This window comes from Janthinobacterium algoris (assembly GCF_051380935.1).
In the GTDB taxonomy this organism is placed as follows: domain Bacteria; phylum Pseudomonadota; class Gammaproteobacteria; order Burkholderiales; family Burkholderiaceae_D; genus Janthinobacterium.
The window spans coordinates 17,476-36,032 of record NZ_JBNYXZ010000030.1; the positions used below are offsets into that span (position 1 = coordinate 17,476).

Genomic DNA, 18,557 nt, shown 5'->3' on the forward strand with positions numbered 1-18,557 from the left:
TATGAGCATGAATATTGTAAATGAGAAATTCTCTGGGGCTGCTCCAGTGTGATGCATCAGAAGCCGAGGGCTGCGCCCGCGCCCAGCAGGGTGGCCACGCCCAGCACGGCAAACACCAGCGCCGCGATGCCGTGCACCAGGCGCAGCGAGACGCGGTTGGCGATCTTGTCACCCAGGTACACGGCCGGCACGTTGGCCAGCATCATGCCGAAGGTGGTGCCCAGCACGACGGAAACAATGTCGTGGTAGCGCGCTGCCAGCGCCACGGTTGCCACCTGCGTCTTGTCGCCCATTTCCGCCATGAAGAAGGCGATCAGGGTGGTCAGGAAGACGCCGTACTTGGCCAGCTTCGTCTCGTCTTCATCGAGCTTGTCGGGGATCAGGGTCCAGGCGGCCATGGCCAAAAACGAGACGCCGAGTACCCAGCGCAGCACGTCAGGTCCCAGCATGCTGGTGATCCAGGCGCCGACGGCGGCGGCAAACGCATGGTTGGCGATGGTGGCGACGAAAATGGCCAGCACGATGGGCAGGGGCTTGCGGAATTTGGCCGCCAGCAAAAAGGCCAGGAGTTGGGTTTTGTCGCCGATTTCAGCGAGACCGACGATGCCGGTGGAGATGAGGAATGCTTCCATGAGATTGCAAGAGGTACGCGGGCCGGACGAATTAACCAATGATCCATGGGCGACTCCGGCCCATGCGGCCGCCCTGGATCAATGGTCTCGTCAAGTTCTGCAACCACCTGTACCATGGCCTGCGGGCCAATTATGTTGATACAGGTTCCCGCGGCAGGACCGCGGGACGACTACTCCCCAATGTTCGAGGCGCATCATACGCCAATGGCCGCGCCGGCGCCAGTGCCGCAGCAGCGCGGGGCGGCCTGGTGTGTGGGACTTCGACAACAATGAGCGATTTGCAAACAGACTCGACTTAGAATGCAGTCTGTCCACGACTCTCAGATGGAATGCGCCATGCCGGTCCTTGTCCGCTTGCTTGCCTTGTGTTTGACCTTGTTTGCTCACTTGCCCGGCCTGTGCGCCGCCGCGCCCTTCGACGACAAGTTCCGCCAGCTCGAAGAACTGCTGCCCACGCCGAACAGCTACCGCACGGCATCGGGCGCGCCGGGCCACGCCTATTGGCAGCAGCGCGCCGACTACGTGATCCGCGCCACGCTGGACGAAACGCGCCGCGAAATCACGGCCAGCGAACAGGTCACCTACCACAACCGCTCGCCCGACAGCCTCGCGTATTTGTGGCTGCAGCTGGACCAGAATGGCTTGCGCCAGGATGCCGACCAGCGTCGCGTCCTGAGCGCGCCCTCGCGCCAGGCCTGGCTGAGTGGCAACGAAGAGGAAGCGTTGAAATTCGAGGATTTGCGTGCTGTCCATGCTGGCCGCGAATTCGACGGCGGCTTCAAGCTCACCGCCGTGAAAGCGGCCAGCGGCAAGCCGCTGCCGTATGTCTTCAACCAGACGATGCTGCGCATCGATTTGCCGGTGGCACTGGCGCCCGGCCAGAGCATCACGTTCCACATCGACTGGTCGTATCAAATCAATGACCAGAAGGTGCTGGTCGAGCGCTCCGGCTATGAATATTTTGAAGACGACAAGAACACGATTTTCCAGATCGCGCAGTGGTTCCCGCGCATGGCCGCGTACTACGACGCCGTCGGCTGGCAGCACAAGCAGTTTCTCGGCTCCGGTGAATTCACGCTGGAGTTTGGCGACTACGAGTTGTACCTGACGGTGCCGGGCGATCATGTGGTGGCTGCCACGGGCGAACTGCAAAATCCTGCCAGCGTGCTGAGCGCGGCGCAGCGCGAACGCCTGGCGCGGGCGAAAAACAGCAATACGCCGCTGCTGGTGATCACGCCCGCCGAAGCGCTGGCGGCGGAAAAGGGCCGGGCGGCCGGGATGAAAACCTGGCACTTCAAGGCGGCCAATGTGCGCGACGTGGCGTGGGCGTCGAGCCGCAAGTTCATCTGGGATGCGCAGGGTTTGAATAGCGGCGGCAAGCGCGTGATGGCCATGTCTTACTATCCGAACGAGGGTAATCCGCTGTGGCAGCAGTACAGCACGCGCGCCGTCGTGCATGCCATTGAGCAGTACAACAAATACAGTTTCGACTATCCGTATCCGAACGCGATTTCCGTCAATGGCGCCGTGGGCGGCATGGAGTATCCGATGATCTCGTTCAATGGCGGGCGTCCCGTGAAGGACAAGAAGACGGGCGAGCTGACATATTCGAAGACGACGAAGTATGACCTGATCGGCGTGATCATCCATGAAGTGGGCCACAATTATTTCCCCATGATCGTCAACTCGGACGAGCGCCAGTGGACGTGGATGGACGAGGGCCTCAATTCCTTCCTGCAGTACCTGGCCGAGCAAGCATGGGAAGAGCATTTTCCCTCCTGGAATGGCGAGCCGCGCAAGATCGTCGACTATATGCGCAGCCAGAACCAGGTACCCATCATGACCAATTCCGAGTCTTTGCTGCAGTTCACGGCGAATGCCTACGACAAGCCGGCCACGGCCCTCAACATCCTGCGCGAGACGATACTCGGGCGCGAGCTGTTTGACTTCGCCTTCAAGCAATACGCCTTGCGCTGGAAGTTCAAGCGCCCGACTCCCGCCGACTTCTTCCGCACCATGGAAGACGCTTCCGGCACCGACCTGGACTGGTTCTGGCGCGGCTGGTTTTATACCACCGATGCGGTTGACATCAGCATTGACGGCATCAGCGAATATGGTGTGAGCACGAAAAATCCAGAAACGGAAAAGGCGTGGAAGAAGGCGCAGAAGGCCGCGCAGCCCATCTCGATCTCGGACCAGCGCAATCAGGCGCTGCCGAAGAAGGTTGATCTGGACCCCGCACTGAAGGACTTCTATAACCGGCACGATGAATTCACGGTCACCAACAAGGACCGCAACAGCTATGCGGAAGAGCAGGAAACGCTGGAGCCGTGGGAGCGGAAACTGCTGGAACAGCATAACCTGGGCAAGCATCTGTACCTGGTCGACTTTTCGAATCTCGGCGGCCTGGTGATGCCGCTGATCCTGGAAATCGAACTCAAAAGCGGCAAGAAGATCATTGAGCGGGTGCCGGCCGAAGTATGGCGTTACGCGCCGCACAAGATCAGCAAGGTCATCATCACGGATGAGCCGATGGTGGGGCTGGTGCAAGACCCGTACTGGGAGACTGCCGATATCGACACCAGCAACAACGCCTGGCCGCGAAAAATCACCCCATCGCGCCTGGAGTTGTTCAAACTGGACCGCGACAAGAATAACCTGATGAAGGATGTTAATACGCCGCTGAAAGCGTCCGAGGCCAAGGCCGAGACCAAGCCCGAAGCCCGACCGGAGAAGAAACAGTGAAACAGCGCCGGCCAGTCCGGCGCTTTTTTTCTGCCGGCCTGCGCCGGAAGTGCTATTCTGCGCGACGCCTCGGCGCACACGGACCGGGGCTTTCGCAAATCATTCAAAAGACGACCATGCAAACTTTGACCTTCTTGCGCGCCCTGGGCTGTGCGCTACTTTGCCAGGTAACCCTGGCTGCGCACGCCGATCCCCTCAGCTACGCGCGCTACGACCAGGTGCGCACGCGCGACCTGCAGCTGGACCTGAAAGCCGATTTCAAGCAAAAGACGCTCTCCGGCTATGCCGAGCTGTCCTTGAACTGGATCGACCCGGCGGCGCGCACCCTGGTGCTCGATACGCGCGATTTGTCGATCGCGAAAGTGCAGATACAGGACAAGCGCGGCGCATGGCAGATGGCGCCGTATCAGCTGGACAAGGCCGACCCGGAAAAGGGCCAGGCGCTGCGCATCACCACCACGGGCCAGCCGGGCAAAGTGCGCGTCTACTATCACACGGCCCCGAACGCCATCGCGCTGCAGTGGCTCACACCGCAGCAAACCATGTCGGGCAAGCTGCCTTTCATGTTCAGCCAGTCGCAAAGCATCAACGCCCGCTCGTGGGTGCCGTCGCAGGATACGCCGGCCGTGCGTTTCACCTATGGCGCGCGCATCGAGGCGCCGAGCGGCATGCGCGTCGTAATGAGCGCCGAGAATGACGAAAAGGCGACGGGCAAGGGCGGCTGGAAATTCCGGATGCCGCAGCCGATTCCTTCGTACCTGCTGGCCATTGCCATCGGCGAATTGGAAGTGCGCAAACTCGGCCCCCGTTCGGCCGTGTATGCGGAACCGCCGCGCATCAAGGCCGCCGAATACGAGCTGGCCGACACGGAAAAGATGATCCAGGCAGCCGAGGCGCTGTACGGTCCGTATGGCTGGGGACGCTACGACATGATCGTGCTGCCGCCATCGTTCCCCTACGGCGGCATGGAAAACCCGCGCCTGACTTTCCTCACGCCGACCATGATCGCGGGCGACCGCAGCCTGGTCGACCTGATCGCGCATGAACTGGCCCACTCGTGGTCGGGCAACCTGGTCACCAACGCGTCGTGGAAGCACATGTGGCTCAACGAAGGCTTTACCACCTACGTCACCACGCGCATCGTCGAGCAGCTGTATGGCAGCGAAGTGGCGCAAATGGGCGTGCAAGTCGATCAGGAAGAACTGGCCGCCTCGATCAAGGCATTGCCGGCGGCGAAAACGGCGCTGATCACGCGCGATGCGGATGTCAATCCGGCGGAAACATATACGGACGACGGCATCATCTACCCGAAAGGCGCCTGGTTCCTGGCCACCATGGAGCGCCGTGCCGGCCGTGCCGTGTTCGATCCGTTCCTGCGCGGCTGGTTCGACCAGCATGCGTTTCAGAGCGTGACGACGGAGCAGTTCATCGCCTACCTGCGCAAGAACCTGCTGGCGCAGCATCCGGACGTGATGCCGGAAGCGGAACTCGATGAATGGCTGTATGGCACCGGCGTGCCGGCCAGCGCGCAGCGCGTTGTCTCGCCGCGCCTGGCGCTGCTGGACCAGCACCGCGACGCCTGGCTCAAAGGCACATTACCGACGCAAGAGCTGGGCATGGACAAGTGGATCGCCATCGAATCGATGCACTTCCTGAACGACATCAACAACAAGGCCAGCGCGGCGCAATTGCGTGAGCTGGATCAGGTCTACGGCGTGGGCAAGAGCGGCAACAATGAAGTGGCCTACCGCTTTTATCTGGCATCCGTGAATGCCGGCTACGACGTGCAGCAGCCCTTGCAGGCATTCCTGATGAGTGTGGGCCGCCAGAAGTTCGTCGTGCCCCTGTACAGCGCGCTGATGAAGACACCGCAAGGCCATGCCTGGGCCAAGGACGTGTATGCGCAGGCGCGCGCACGCTACCACCCGGTGACGCAGGAAAGCGTCGATAAATTGATGGCCGCGCAAGCGCATTGAATCTTCTTTGGATATCCTGACCGTGCATACCATGAACCGTCTCGCCGCCGCCTTCGTGCTGGCGTTTTCCAGCATCACCATGCCGGCGCTGGCCGCCGATGCCATCCCCGTCGTTGCTGCTGCTTTGGTCCCCGCGCCGGCCTTCGATCTTGAGCGTGACGTCGCCACCGCGCTGAAGGTTTTCGACGTGCCGGGCATGGCGATCGCCATCGTCAAGGATGGCAAGGTCATCACCGCCAAGGGCTTTGGCGTACGCAAGCTGGGCGAACCGGCGGCCGTCGATGCCAAGACGCTGTTCGAAGTGGCATCGAACTCGAAAGGCTTCACGGCCGCCGCGTTGGCGATGCTGGTCGACGATGGCAAGCTGGCCTGGGACGATCCCGTCACGAAGCATTTGCCCGGCTTCCAGATGCACGATTCCTACGTGACGGGCGCCATGACCATCCGCGATTTGCTGACGCACCGCAGTGGCCTGGGCCTGGGCGCCGGCGACTTGCTGTGGTGGCCCACCACCACGTTCAGCACCGACGAGATCATCGAGAAGCTGCGCTACATCCGTCCGGCCACGAGTTTTCGCAACAGCTATGCCTACGATAACCTGCTGTACATCGTGGCCGGCAAGATCATCGCCGACAAGGCGGGGAAAAGCTGGGGCGAGGCCATGCATGAGCGCATCCTGGCACCGCTGGGCATGACGGGCACCACCACCAGCCTGGCCGAGAACGTTGGTAATCCCGACGTCGCCAGTGCGCACAGCAAGATCGACGGCAAGATCGCCGCCGTCAAATCGATGCCGGTACCGAACGCCGTGGGCGCCGTCGGCATCAACACGAATGCGGAAGATATCGGCAAGTGGATGATGGTGCTGCTCGATGAAGGCAAGATCGCCGGCGTGACGGACAAGGATGGCAAACCTGCGCGCCTGTTCAGCGAAAAGCAGGGCCGCGAGATGTGGGCGGCGCAAACGCCGATCAAGATTGCCGAGCCGAAGCCGGCGCTGGCGGCGACCAAGCCGAATTTCAGCGCGTATGGCCTGGGCTTCCAATTGCGCGATTACAAGGGCATGAAAGTGGCCATGCACGGCGGCGCGCTGCAGGGCTTTTATTCGCGCGTGGTGATGGTGCCGCAAGCAAAGCTGGGCGTGGCCATTCTCACCAATGCGGAAAATGGCGGTTCCATGACGGCGCTGCAATGGCGCATCCTCGACCATTACCTGCAGGCGGCACCGTCGGACTGGCTGGCACTGGTGGCCAAGGTAGAGCAAGACCAGCATGCCGAAGAAGTGAAAAAACAGGGCAAGGCGTCGAGCGCGCGCGCGGCCAAATCGCAGCCATCGCTGCCGCTGGCGGCGTACGACGGTGAGTATGAAGACGCCTGGTATGGCAAGGTCGTGATCAAGCCGGAGGGGAGAAAACACATCCTCAGCTTCACGCGCACGCCGGACCTGACGGGCGAGCTGGAACACTGGCAGCACGACACCTTCATCGTGCGCTGGAAAGAGCGCAATTTCAACGCCGACGCCTACGTGACGTTCTCGCTCAATCCCGATGGCAGCATCGACCGTGTGAAGATGGCGCCCGTGTCGGCCGAAACGGATTTCAGCTACGACTTCCAGGACCTGAGCCTGGTGCCGATGAAGCAGAAAGAGGGCAAGAAGTAAAACAGGAATCAAAAGGCCACCGCGAGGTGGCCTTTTTCACACTATGGCTTGACGAACTTCAAAGTCATGCGGTCGCTCTCGCCGATGGCCGTGTATTTGGCCCGCTCCACATCCTTGTTGGCGTAGGTCGGCGGTAGTGCCCAGACGCCGCCCTGGTGGTCGGCCGTGTCTTTCGGATTGGCGTTGATGTCGGACTTGGCCGCCAATTTGAAACCTGCGCCTTCGGCCAGCTTGATCACATACGCTTCGTGCATGTAGCCGCTGCTGGCCGTGCCATCCTGCGCCTTGTTCGCTGGCAGGCGATGCTCGACGACGCCGAACACGCCGCCCGGTTTCAGGCTGTCATACACTTCCTTGAACAGGGTCTGCATGCCTGCTTCGCCGATGGGGATCCAGTTGTGGATATTGCGGAAGGTGAGCACCATGTCGGCCGTGCCCTTGGGCGCGATGCGGTAGGTGTTGGGTGGGGCGAAGGCGCCGAGTTCCACCTTGCCGAAGGCGGCCGGATTGGCGTCGATTTTTTGCTGAAAGCGCGCCGCGCCACGGCGTGCGCCTTCGCTGCTTGACTGCGGGTCGTTGCCGGCCGCGATCAACTTGCCGTTGTCGCGCAGATAGGGCGCCAGGATCTCCGTGTACCAGCCGCCGCCGGGCGCCAGTTCGACCACCGTCATGCCCGGCTTGATGCCGAAGAACGTCAGCGTTTCATACGGGTGGCGGGCGCTGTCGCGTAGCGCGTTGGCCGGCGTGCGCGCACTGCCGGCGATGGCCGCCTTCAGGGCCGCGTCGCCCGTATCGGCGGCCAGGGCTGCACCGCTGCCGCCACAGGCCAGCATGACCGTCAGGGCCGCGGCCAGGGATACTCGCTTCATCATCATTTGCTCCATGCGTGATTGGATCGGTTGGTGAGTTGGTGGCGATCGCCATCAATACCGATCATCGGGCAAGCACGCCGGCCGGTCAAGCGGATTCCGTACCCCATGCGACGGCATACGCGGGCATCTCGCAGGTGTTTTGCGCATCGGCGATGGCCGCGCCACGGCCATGTGTGAAAGGCAGTTCGCCCGTCCAGACGGCATGCGCCATGTCGCCCGCGTCGTCGAGCGGGCCGCCTCTGCGCTGCTTGACGGCGCATTCGTCGAGCGCGATGCGCAGCACGGTAGTGGCCGCGTACTCCTTGGTGCTGCCGCCGCGCACGTGCGCCAGGCGTCCTGGCGCCAGCTTTTCCATCAGCGCATCCATGGCCGCATGCTGCTGGCCAATATCGCTTACTTTTTCAAACTGCCCGTACACCATCGCCGAGCGGTAGTTCATGGTGTGATTGAAGGCCGAGCGCGCCAGTACCAGACCGTCGAGATGAGTGATGGTCACGCACACGTCGGTGTCGTTGACGAGTTGCTTGAGCATGCGGCTGCCGTTCGAGCCATGGATGTACAGGTGGCCATCGATGCGCCAGCAGGCGGTCGGGATGCAATGGCTGCCCTTGTCGTCGCGGAAGGCGATATGGCACAGGAAGGCGGCGTCGAGGATGGCATACAGGGTGGCTGGCTCGTAGCTGGCCAGTTCGGCGACGCGGCGCACGCGGGTACGGGGGCTGGGAGGCAGGGCGGTAGTGGTCATGGTGGCAGTCCGGTTGGTTGAAGAAGCAGGCCGCACTATAATCGGCATCTGGCCCTGAAAAAAGATCCAGAACTGATAAATAATTTGGAGCCACTAGGGAGGCGCATGGATTTTGCTTTGCTGCTCGATGCATTCGAGCGCACGCACCGCGAGCGGGGCTGGCCGCGCCAGCGTCTGCTGCATGAATGCCTGCGCGCGGCGATCCGTGGCGGCCAGCTGGCGCCCGGCATGCGGCTTGCCGCCACGCGCGTGCTGGCCGCGGAACTGGGACTGGCGCGCAATACCGTGCTGTACGCCTACGAGCAATTGGCCAGCGAAGGGTTTGTGTTGCCGGACCGGCGCGGCACCGTCGTCGCAGGCAGCGCCGGCATGCCGGAATCCGTGCCGGCGACCGGCAGCAAGGATGGCCTGTCGCGCCGTGCCCGGCATTTGCGCGGCGTGGCAGGACAAGATGTGAATGCGGCGGTGGTGTTTCCCGCCGACGCCATGGGCGCGTTCGCGCCTGGCGTGCCGGCGCTCGATGAATTTCCGCTGGCGCAGTGGCGGCGCATGCTGGACCGCGCGTGGCGCGCGCTGACGCCGCGCCAGCTCAATTACGGCGACCCCGCCGGCGAGCCGCAGCTGCGCATGGCCATCGCCGAGCATTTGCGCGCCGCGCGCGGCGTCGTCTGCGATGCGGGCCAGGTGTTCATCACGGACGGCACGCAGAGCAGCCTGGATGTCTGCCTGCGCGCCTTTGCCGACCAGGGCGATACCTTATGGATCGAGCATCCCGGATATGGCGGCGCGCTGGCGGCGGGCCGTGGCGCCGGCCTGCAGGTGACGGGTATTGCGGTAGACATGGATGGCATCGCCCCGACAGACGACGACTGGAACGCGGCGCCGCCGCGCCTGATCTACACGACGCCGTCGCACCAGTATCCGACCGGCAGCGTGCTCAGTCCCGCGCGCCGCATGGCGCTGCTCGAACGCGCGCGTGCCGCAGGCTCCCTGATCATCGAAGACGATTACGACAGCGAATTTCGCCATGGTGGCCCGCCCCTGGCGGCCATGCAGGGACTGGTGGCCGATGCGCCCGTCGTGTACCTGGGTACCTTCAGCAAGACCATGTTTCCCGCCTTGCGCATCGCCTTTATCGTCGTGCCGGCCGCGCTGGCCGGGGGCTTCGCGCAGATGCAGGCGCAGGGCGCCGCGCGGGGGCGCGTGGCCGAACAGCTGGCGCTGGCCGACTTCCTGCGCAGCGGCCTGTTTGCGCGCCATGTGCGGCGCATGCGCAGGCTGTATCGCCAGCGCCGTGACGCCTTGAGCGAGGCCGTGCAGCGACATGCATGTGGCGGCGCGGCCATCCATGGCGGCACGGCCGGCATGCACCTGGCGCTGCGTTTTCACGATGGCGCATGGGATGACCTGGCGCTGAGCCGGCGCGCCGCGCAGGAGGGCATCGTGGCGCTGGCGTTGTCGGCGCATGGCACGGGCGACAGGGTGGGCGAAGGCGCAGGCTGGAACGGTTTCCTGCTCGGTTATGCGCAAGTGCCGGCCGAGAACATGGATGGCCTGGCGCGCCGCCTGGGCGCGCTGCTTGTGCAAGCTGGCGCGGCTGGACAGGCGAAGCGGGCACAATAGGCCTTTGCCTGGCCGAGGAAGAGGATTGCCCATGATACTGAGCTGGAAAGCCCCTGTTGATTACCATGACAAACTGACCGGTTCCTACGACAAGCAGCATGGCGCGTATGAGACGGCACAATCGAACTTCGACTACCTGGCGCTGCTGCAGGGGACAGCTTATCCGTCCGACATGGACAGGCCGCCCGTGTATTTCATCTGCACCAGGGAAAAGCTCCTGAAGCATGACTGCCTGTGGCTGCTGGGGGACGTGCCGCTGGTCTCGGCCCGCCTGGCCGGGTTTCTCGCCGACGCCACCGGGCAGGATATCGAGCTGATGCCCCCCGCATGCATCATGGCCGGTGGGCAGTTGCTGGACCAGCCGTTTTACATATTGAACGCGGCTCACCAGGTGCAGGTGGTCGACCTGCTGCGTTCAACAGCGGAAACCGATGATGCGGGCAACGTCATCTACTTCACGCGGACGTTTTTGCGCGATGAGGAACTGGCGCCCAGGCATATCGCGAGAGATGCGCAGTCGGGCGACCTGCTGATCTCCAGCGAGTTGGCTGGCCTCATGAAGGCCGCGCGCTTCAACGGCGGCAAGAGCCTGGGGTTTTATCGCGCCGCAGGATATTGGCAGCCTGTCCTGGAGTGAGATCGCATGGCTTCTTACTGCTGCTCCAGCATCCACTGCTTCAAACCGTTAACCCAGTTCTTGGCGGGCAGGTTGAACTGCTTCTTGATGGTGGCGGCGCGTTCGTACAAGTCGCTGAAGTCGAGCGATGGCGATTTTTTGAAGGCCAGCACGACGATGTTTTCATCTTCCATTTCCGCTACCCAGACGACGGCGTCGAAGACCAGTTCCATCGCCTGCAAATTCTTGTCGTAGTTGGGAAAGTCGCCGAAGACATTCGTGCACATGATGCCGTCGTCTGCCAGGCAGTCGAAACAGGCCTGGTAGAACTCGGGCGTGTCGAGCACGGGGCCGCGCGCGTCCTGGTCGTACAGGTCAACTTGCAGCGCGTCGACCGTGCCATGGTTGGCCGGGTCGAGCACGAAGTCGAGCGCATTCATTTCACGCACGTCGAGGCGCGCGTCGTTCGGCGGCAGCGCGAACTGGGCGCCGCAGATGGCGATCACGTTCGGATTGAGTTCGATGGCCGTGACCGTGGCGTCGGGGAAGCGGCGGTAGCTGAATTTGGTCAGTGCGGCGCTGCCCAGGCCCAGTTGCACGATGCGTTTGGGCTGCGTCTTGAACAGCATCCACATCATCATCATTTGCACGTATTCGAGCTCGATGGCGTCGGGCTTGTCCAGGCGCATAGCGCCCTGTACCCACTTGGTGCCCAGGTGCAGATAGCGGATGCCGCGGTGTTCGGTGGTGGTGGCCGGCGGGTGGCCAGGATGGCTGAAGGCGGTGTTGCTGGTGGAGATAAAATCGGTCGTCATGGCGCCAGTGTAGCAGCCACATGAAAAAAGACGCCGCAGCGTCTTTTTGGTGGGGAGCTCAAGACTGCTTGCGGCGGCGCGCCAGGAATCCCAGGATACCCAGGCCGGCCAGCAGCATGCCATACGTTTCCGGTTCAGGAACGGGTGCCAGATTCAAGTTGAAGGTGCCGCCGTAGCTGCCGCCATTGCTGCTGCCCATGACCGTGAGGACCATCGGGCCGTTGAACAGCAGGGTGGTTGGTGCCAGCACTTCGCCCTGGGCGTAACCGAAGACGGTGGGGCCGCCAAAACCGGTCAGCGAGATACTGTTCAGATTGGCGCTGGTGAAGTTGATGGAAGCTGGGTCGCTGCCCGTGACCGACAGGTTGGCAAGGAAGGCTTGCGCGGTCGAACCGAAGGTTGCATCCGGGGTAAAGGTGAACGTATCGGTAAAGGGGCCTAGGGGACTGGGGGTGGCGTTGAAGCCTCCCGTCCACAGGTTGCCGGTGGTGTTGGTCAGGTTGATAGTGTACGACGCAGCATATGCGCTGCCGATGGTTGCAGCGCCCAGTACCGCTGCTGCGATGAGTGATTTCAGTTTCATATTTATCCCCGCGAAAAAACGATTGATGTTTCAAAAAAACCGTGCCGCTCAGATAAATTATCGCCAAGACATTTCATTGTCAATGAGCTATTTTTATATCATTATGCAAACTTAAATAGTTTATTTCTAACATACGGGCATGGCGCTCATCTTGTTGCATTATTAAAAACTATAATTATCAATATTTTACTGAAAAATAATCGCGCGGGATGTGATCTAAAAATCGTTACATCGGGAACTAATTTCTGTCTAGCAAGGGAAGAATCAAAGTCACTGCCAGACCGCCGTCCTCGCGGTTGGCCAGGGTGATGCGCCCGCCATGCGCTTCGGCGATTTCACGCGCCAGCGCCAGGCCCAGTCCAGTGCCGCTGCGTTTGGTGGAATAAAACGGCACCAGTGCATTTTCCAGCACGGCGCCGCTCATGCCCGGCCCCCGGTCGCGCACTTCGATGCGCAGCTGCCCATGCGCCTGGTTGACGTGCAGGCCGATATGCTCTTCCCGTGAACCCGATTCCAGCGCATTTTTGAGCAGGTTGAGCAGCGCTTGCTGCATTTGCGCCGCATCGAACATGGCCGCCTGCGCGGGCGGCGTGCCGTCGAGCGTGAAGGCCGCTTGCGAGGCCAGGCTGTCGAGGAAGGGTTGCCACTCGCACGGCGCCAGGCGCGGTGCGGGCAGCTTGGCAAAGCGCGCATAGCCGAGGATGAAGGTTTCCAGGTGACGCGTGCGCTCCTCGATGGTGGCGAGAATTTGCGGCAGGCGTTCGGTCTGGCCGCGGCGCACCAGCTCGGCGCCGGAATGGGCCAGCGAGGCCAGTGGCGCCAGTGAGTTGTTGAGCTCATGGCTGATGACGCGAATGACTTTTTTCCAGGTCTGCACCTCCTGGCGCCGCAGTTCCAGGGTCAGCTGGCGGAGCAGCAGCAGTTCGTGCTTGCGCCCGTTCAGGCTGAAGCTGCGCCGCGCCAGGTGATACACCTCTTCCTGTTCCCCTTCGCCGCTGGTAAACAGGCCGTCGTTGCGACGCGCCAGCGCTTCGGCCAGGGCCGGCGCCGCTTCGCGCACGATGTCGGCCAGGTGGTGTCCTTCGAGCCGGCGGCCGTGGTGCAGCAACTGGCGCGCGGCCAGGTTGGCGTACACGATGGCGCTGCCTTCGGCCACCAGCAGCATGGCCACCGGCGTGTTTTGCACCATGGTGTCGAGCAGCAGTTCGCGCTGCACCAGGTCCAGGCGCTGCTTGCGCAGCACATCGCCCAGCGCATTGTGGGCCGCTACCAGGTCGGCCAGTTCATCGTTCTGCGGCCAGCGCAAGCTGAAGCCGAAATCGCCGTCCTGGTAGCTGGCGACCGTGCCGCTCAAGGCGCGAAACAGCGACAGCATCGCTTGCAGCTGCGCGCGGATGGTAATGATGGCCACCGGCAGCACGCACAGCAGGGTACCCGCCAGCACCAGCAGCGGCTGGCCAGGCAGGAGATGCGCCAGCAGCAGGGCGATGACTATGCCCAGCACCAGCAAGGTGACGATCAGCGCCGTCCAGCGCGTGAGCAGGGAGAGGCGCATGGGGCGGGATGCCATCAGCCGCGCGCGATGCCCAGGCGTTCCATGCGCCGGTATAGCGCCTGGCGTGACAGCCCCAGTTCCTGCGCTGCCTGCGCCACCACGCCATGCGCGCGCGCCAGGGCGGCGGCGACGCTGTCGCGGTCCGGCTCCGTCGTGGCGGCATCCTGCGGTGCGCGCAGCGATGCTAGTGCCGCCAGTGGCAAGCCCGTTTCCTGCGCCTGGATTACCGGTCCTGCCGTCAGCAGGCTGGCGCGCTGCATGACGTTTTTCAGTTCGCGCACATTGCCCGGCCAGCCGTGCGCCAGCAGGGTGGCCTGCGCCTGCGCATCCAGCGTTTTTTCGCTGCCCAGGAAATGCCGCGCCAGTACCAGGATGTCAAGCGGGCGCTGGGCCAGCGGCGGCAGGCGCAGTTCGATCACGTTCAAGCGGTAGAACAGGTCTTCGCGAAACGTGCCCGCCTTGATCATCGCCGGTAGGTCGGCGTTGCTGGCGCTGATGACGCGCACTTTCACTTGCCGCTCGCGGTTTGAGCCGAGGCGCTCGAAGCGTCCCGTTTCCAGTACGCGCAGCAGTTTCATTTGCCCGGCCAGCGGCAGGTTGCCGATTTCGTCGAGGAACAGCGTACCGCCGTCGGCCGCGTCGAACTTGCCATCGCGTGCGCGGGTGATGCCGGTGTAGGCGCCCGCCTCGGCACCGAACAGTTCCGCCTCGATCAGCTCGACCGGCACGGCGCCGCAATTGAGCACAACGAAGGGACCGTTGGCGACCTGCGAATTGGCTTGCACGATGGCGGCGATGCGTTCCTTGCCGCTGCCGTTTGGGCCTGAAATGAGCACGGGCACGTCGGCGCGCGCCACCTGGCACGCCAGGTGCACCACGCGTTCGGTGGCCGGGTCTTGCCACACCATGCCGCGCAAGTCGAAGTCGTGTTCCAGGGCGTGGCGCTGGCGCTGCTCGGCCACCACGCGCTGGCGCAGCGCGCGGTTGGCCTGCCCCAGTTCCAGCAGGTTCTGCACGCTGGCGATCAGGCGCCGGTCATCCCACGGCTTGGCCAGGTAGTCGGCCGCGCCGGACTTGATCAGGTCGACGGCCGCGTCGAGCTGGGTCCATGCCGTCAGCAGGATCACGGGCAGGTCGGGGTAGCGCGCGCGGATGGCGTGGAACAGCGCACTGCCTTCCTCGCCCGAGGTGGTGTCGGCCGTGAAGTTCATGTCCTGCACCACCAGGTCGATGGCGTGGCGTTCGAGCAGATGCAGGCCTTCCTCGGGCGAGGCGGCGCGCACGGCGTCGATCTCGTGCAGGGAGAACAGCACGTCCAGCGCGATGGCCACGGCGGCATTGTCGTCAATAATCAGTACGGTAGGCATGCGCGCAGCATATCACTCAGGTGCGGGCTCAGGTACTGCGGGTGGCAGTGGCCGGCGAAATGCTGGCCGCGCGCCATGCCGGGCCGTACACCGCGCCCAGGCCCAGCAGCCAGAACACCAGCGCACCGGCCAGCAGATAGCCGGGCGGCAGGCGCGCCATTTCCAGCTGGCTTACCAACAACTGATTCAAGCCCAGCGCCAGCAGCACGCCGCACACTACGCCGACGCTGGTGATCATGAAGTTCTCCGTCAGGAAGTAGCGCAGGATGTCGATGCGGCGCGCCCCCAGCGCGCGTCGCACGCCGATTTGCTTCCTGCGCTGCGTCACCCACAGACTGGCAATGCCGACGATGCCGCTGGCCGTCACCAGCAGCAGCAGGGTCGATACGGCGATCAGCATCCAGGACAGGCCGCGGTCGGCCCGGTAGCGTGACGTGCGGTGCTTTTCCAGCGTATCGGTGCGCACCAGCAGGCGCTCGTTGGTGGAAGTGCGGATGGCTTGCTCGGCCTCTTTCATCAGGCGGTCGCGCTGGCCCGGCTCGGCGCGCACGGCGTACAGCAGCGAGTCGCGCGAACCCGTCAGGCGCGCCGGCAGGATCAGCGAATGCTCGCCCTGCGCGCTGACCTGGCCGACCTGTGTCTGCAACCGCTCCACCACGCCGATCACGCGCATCTCGTCGTCATTGTCACCGGTGCCGTTGAGCAGGGTCTTGCCGACAAAGCTGCTTTCGCCAGGCCAGATCTTTTGCGCCGCGGCGAGCGTCACGATGACCACCTTGGGAAAGATTTCATCGACGTTTTCATCGATTTCCGGCACCTCGTCGGGATGGAAATCACGGCCTTCCACCAGCTTCAGTCCGTATGTCTTGACCAGTGAGTCAGGCGTGAAATACATAGACGTGGTGGCGCTGGCCGTGGGCTGTCCACGCTTGATGGAGACATTGGTGCTGCTGCCGGAACGCGACAGCACGGCCTGCGAGGTCTGCGCCACGGATAGCACGCCGGGCAGGCCGCGCAGCAAGGCGGCCTGGCGTTTCTGGTCGGCCAGCTGGCGCTGGTGGCTACCTTTGTCCATGCTCTGGATATTGACATAAAAGATGTCGTTTTCAGCGGCCACGCCGGTGGGGCGGGCGGCGATCGCCTGGCGCAGGTTAACGATATGCAGGGCATTGGCCAGGATGGCCAGGCTGATGGCGACCTGCACGGCGACGAGTACGGCGCCGGTTTTGCTGCGCATCAGTGCCGACAGGATGGGGCGGATTTCCATGTTGAACCTCATTGCGGTACGGTGAATGTCATTGGGATTTGAGCTGTATCGCCGGCGTCACCTGGCAAGCGCGCCAGGTGGGCAGCAAACCCGCCAGCAGGGCGGCCAGCACGGAAACGGCAAACGTCAGCAGCAGCATCGGGACATCCATGTGCGCCACGGTGCCCAGTTCCTTCGATTGCGAACGCACGACGGCCAGCGCGGCATACGCCAGCAGCAGGCCCAATACGCCGCCGGCCAGGCCGATGACGCCCGTCTCGATCAAGAACTGGCGAAAGATGTCGCGCCGCGTGGCGCCCAGCGCACGGCGGATCCCCACTTCACTGGCGCGTACGGAAAATTTCGCCAGCAGCAGGCCGATGGTATTGACCAGGCATAGCAGCAGGAAGCCGAAGGCCAGCCAGGCCGCCAGCTTGTTGTCGTTGTCGACCACGTTCAGGAAAACCATCCATTCCTTGACGTTGTACAGCGCGTTGGGCGCGTGGCGTGGCATGCGGCCCAGCTTGCGCTGTTCGGCAGCATAGCTGTCGAGATATGCCTGCAGCTCGCCACGCTGGTCGGCGCTTTCCATCTCGAACCAGAACTGCAGCCAGGTGCAGTCCGAGGCCAGGGTGCCCTGGAAGCCGGGGCCGCGTTCGACGCCGCTGCAGGCCATACCACCGTCATGCCGCGTCTCATGGCGGATGGCGCTGGCAAACGGAATGAAGAATTCATCTTCCGTGCCAAAGGCGCCCTTGCTGCCGATGATGCGGTGTATGCGCGGCACGGGATCCCAGTGATCGAGCACGCCGCTGACCAGATATGGCTGTCCCAGCACCATCACGCGCCGTCCCACGGGATTGACCGTACCGAGCAATTTTTCCGCCAGCGATCGGCTCAGCACGATGACGTCGGCGCCGCTGGCGTCATCGGCTTCGCTCCATGGCTGACCATACAGGAAGGGGACCTCGAACATGGTGAAAAAATCGCGCGTGGGCGCCAGGCCCTGGGCCTGGAAGGCGCCGACATCTGTGCGTGCCGGCTCGACCGGGCCGGCCACGCCGTACATGACGGTGCGGCGCACGCCCATCTTGCTGGCCATGAAATTCTTCGCGTCGGTATAGGCCAGCTGCGCCTGGCCGAAGGTGGGCTTGGCACCCGGCACATAACTTTTTAAGGGGACGACGTCGATCATCGGCACGAACATGCGGTCGCTCTTGCGCGGCAGCGGATCGCCGGACATGGCGTGCAGGATGGTGACGGTGGAGACGCTGGCGGCGACGCCGACGGCCAGCGTCAGTATCATCAGTGCAGTCAGGGCGCGGTTGCGGCGCAGGCTGCGCAGGCCCAGCGTGAAATAGTAGCGGAACATGTTCTCTCCTTACGCGGTCACGGCGTGCTGCGGCCTGGCCGACAACGTGGCGCCGTGTTGCACCAGGTCCGACACCTGGCCGTCGATGATGTGCACATTGCGCTGGCTGCGCAGCGCCAGTTCCGGATCGTGCGTGACCATCAGGATGGTGGTGCCTTGCGCATTGATTTCTTCCAGCAGCTCCATCACGCCGCGCGCCATCTGCGTGTCCAGGTTGCCCGTCGGTTCATCTGCCAGCAGCAGCTTGGGCGAGCCGGCCAGCGCGCGCGCGATCGCCACGCGCTGCTGCTGGCCGCCTGACAATTCGGCCGGATAGTGTTTCATGCGCGACGCCAAGCCGACCTTGGCCAGCGCCTCCTCGATGCGTTCCTTGCGTTCGGCGCGATTGAAGCCCCGGTAGCGCAGCGGCACGTCGACGTTGTCGAACAGCGACAGGTCGGGAATCAGGTTGAAGCCCTGGAAGATGAAACCGAGTTTTTCATTGCGCAGGCGCGAACGGGCATTGTCGTCCATGCCCCTGACGTTGACGCCGTCGAGTATGTATTCACCGTCGGTGAATTCCTCGAGCAGGCCGGCGATGTTCAGAAAGCTCGTCTTGCCCGAGCCGGACGGCCCGGTGACGGTGACGAATTCGCCTTGTTGCACATGGATGTCGAAGCCGCGCAGCGCGTGCGTTTCGATCATGTGGGTACGATAGACTTTGCTCAGGTTTTGCATGCGCAGCATGGAGAGGCCTCTTGTAGAGTGAAA

At 63.2% G+C, this 18,557-nt stretch carries 15 protein-coding genes and 1 riboswitch; of the genes, 5 read left to right on the forward strand and 10 right to left on the reverse strand.

Annotated elements, in window-relative coordinates; genetic code table 11:
• Positions 1-56: 56 nt before the first annotated feature.
• Positions 57-632 carry a TMEM165/GDT1 family protein gene (locus tag ACQ4W7_RS28090; RefSeq protein ID WP_100875287.1) on the reverse strand — a complete coding sequence of 192 codons (576 nt, stop codon included), beginning with the start codon at positions 630-632 and terminating at the stop codon, positions 57-59.
• Between the two features lie 21 nt (positions 633-653).
• Positions 654-823, reverse strand: a riboswitch (yybP-ykoY riboswitch).
• Positions 824-968: 145 nt separating this feature from the next.
• On the opposite strand from ACQ4W7_RS28090, the gene ACQ4W7_RS28095 reads away from it, so the two are divergent.
• From ACQ4W7_RS28095 to ACQ4W7_RS28105, 3 genes are all read left to right on the forward strand, one after another.
• Positions 969-3,377 carry a M1 family metallopeptidase gene (locus ACQ4W7_RS28095; RefSeq protein ID WP_436534984.1) on the forward strand — a complete coding sequence of 803 codons (2,409 nt, stop codon included), beginning with the start codon at positions 969-971 and terminating at the stop codon, positions 3,375-3,377.
• 116 nt (positions 3,378-3,493) lie between these two features.
• Positions 3,494-5,353, forward strand: a complete 1,860-nt coding sequence (locus tag ACQ4W7_RS28100) for a M1 family metallopeptidase (RefSeq protein WP_436534986.1) — start codon at positions 3,494-3,496, stop codon at positions 5,351-5,353.
• Between the two features lie 31 nt (positions 5,354-5,384).
• Positions 5,385-7,013 carry a serine hydrolase gene (locus ACQ4W7_RS28105; protein ID WP_436534988.1) on the forward strand — a complete coding sequence of 543 codons (1,629 nt, stop codon included), beginning with the start codon at positions 5,385-5,387 and terminating at the stop codon, positions 7,011-7,013.
• A 41-nt stretch (positions 7,014-7,054) separates the two neighbouring features.
• Here ACQ4W7_RS28105 and ACQ4W7_RS28110 read toward each other — a convergent pair whose 3' ends face one another.
• A complete protein-coding gene (locus ACQ4W7_RS28110) occupies positions 7,055-7,882 on the reverse strand; it encodes a class I SAM-dependent methyltransferase (protein WP_436534990.1) in 828 nt (275 codons plus the stop codon).
• An 88-nt stretch (positions 7,883-7,970) separates the two neighbouring features.
• Positions 7,971-8,630 carry a pyridoxamine 5'-phosphate oxidase family protein gene (locus tag ACQ4W7_RS28115; RefSeq protein WP_426074953.1) on the reverse strand — a complete coding sequence of 220 codons (660 nt, stop codon included), beginning with the start codon at positions 8,628-8,630 and terminating at the stop codon, positions 7,971-7,973.
• A gap of 105 nt (positions 8,631-8,735) precedes the next feature.
• Here ACQ4W7_RS28115 and pdxR point away from each other — a divergent pair, with 105 nt between their 5' ends.
• Complete coding sequence (gene pdxR / locus ACQ4W7_RS28120; protein WP_436534993.1) at positions 8,736-10,253, forward strand: MocR-like pyridoxine biosynthesis transcription factor PdxR; 1,518 nt, start codon at positions 8,736-8,738, stop codon at positions 10,251-10,253.
• A 31-nt stretch (positions 10,254-10,284) separates the two neighbouring features.
• On the forward strand, positions 10,285-10,890 hold the full coding sequence (locus tag ACQ4W7_RS28125; RefSeq protein ID WP_426074955.1) for an imm11 family protein: 606 nt from the start codon (positions 10,285-10,287) through the stop codon (positions 10,888-10,890).
• A gap of 14 nt (positions 10,891-10,904) precedes the next feature.
• Here ACQ4W7_RS28125 and ACQ4W7_RS28130 read toward each other — a convergent pair whose 3' ends face one another.
• The 7 genes from ACQ4W7_RS28130 to ACQ4W7_RS28160 all read right to left on the reverse strand — a co-directional run bounded on the left by ACQ4W7_RS28130 (position 10,905) and on the right by ACQ4W7_RS28160 (position 18,533).
• Entirely contained in the window at positions 10,905-11,684 is a 780-nt protein-coding gene (locus ACQ4W7_RS28130; RefSeq protein WP_426074957.1) for a spermine/spermidine synthase domain-containing protein, read from the reverse strand.
• A 58-nt stretch (positions 11,685-11,742) separates the two neighbouring features.
• Complete coding sequence (locus ACQ4W7_RS28135; RefSeq protein WP_426074959.1) at positions 11,743-12,267, reverse strand: FxDxF family PEP-CTERM protein; 525 nt, start codon at positions 12,265-12,267, stop codon at positions 11,743-11,745.
• Positions 12,268-12,505: 238 nt separating this feature from the next.
• Positions 12,506-13,822 (reverse strand): sensor histidine kinase, encoded by a 1,317-nt coding sequence (locus ACQ4W7_RS28140; protein ID WP_436534996.1) that lies wholly within the window; start codon positions 13,820-13,822, stop codon positions 12,506-12,508.
• 14 nt (positions 13,823-13,836) lie between these two features.
• Positions 13,837-15,189, reverse strand: a complete 1,353-nt coding sequence (locus ACQ4W7_RS28145) for a sigma-54-dependent transcriptional regulator (protein WP_436534998.1) — start codon at positions 15,187-15,189, stop codon at positions 13,837-13,839.
• Positions 15,190-15,217: 28 nt separating this feature from the next.
• Positions 15,218-16,456, reverse strand: coding sequence for an ABC transporter permease (locus ACQ4W7_RS28150; RefSeq protein WP_436535000.1), 1,239 nt, complete (start codon positions 16,454-16,456; stop codon positions 15,218-15,220).
• A 28-nt stretch (positions 16,457-16,484) separates the two neighbouring features.
• The gene (locus ACQ4W7_RS28155) at positions 16,485-17,807 is read right to left on the reverse strand and encodes an ABC transporter permease (RefSeq protein ID WP_436535002.1); all 1,323 of its coding nucleotides are present in this window, start codon (positions 17,805-17,807) and stop codon (positions 16,485-16,487) included.
• Between the two features lie 9 nt (positions 17,808-17,816).
• Positions 17,817-18,533, reverse strand: coding sequence for an ABC transporter ATP-binding protein (locus ACQ4W7_RS28160; RefSeq protein ID WP_426074964.1), 717 nt, complete (start codon positions 18,531-18,533; stop codon positions 17,817-17,819).
• Between the last annotated feature and the right edge of the window lie 24 nt (positions 18,534-18,557).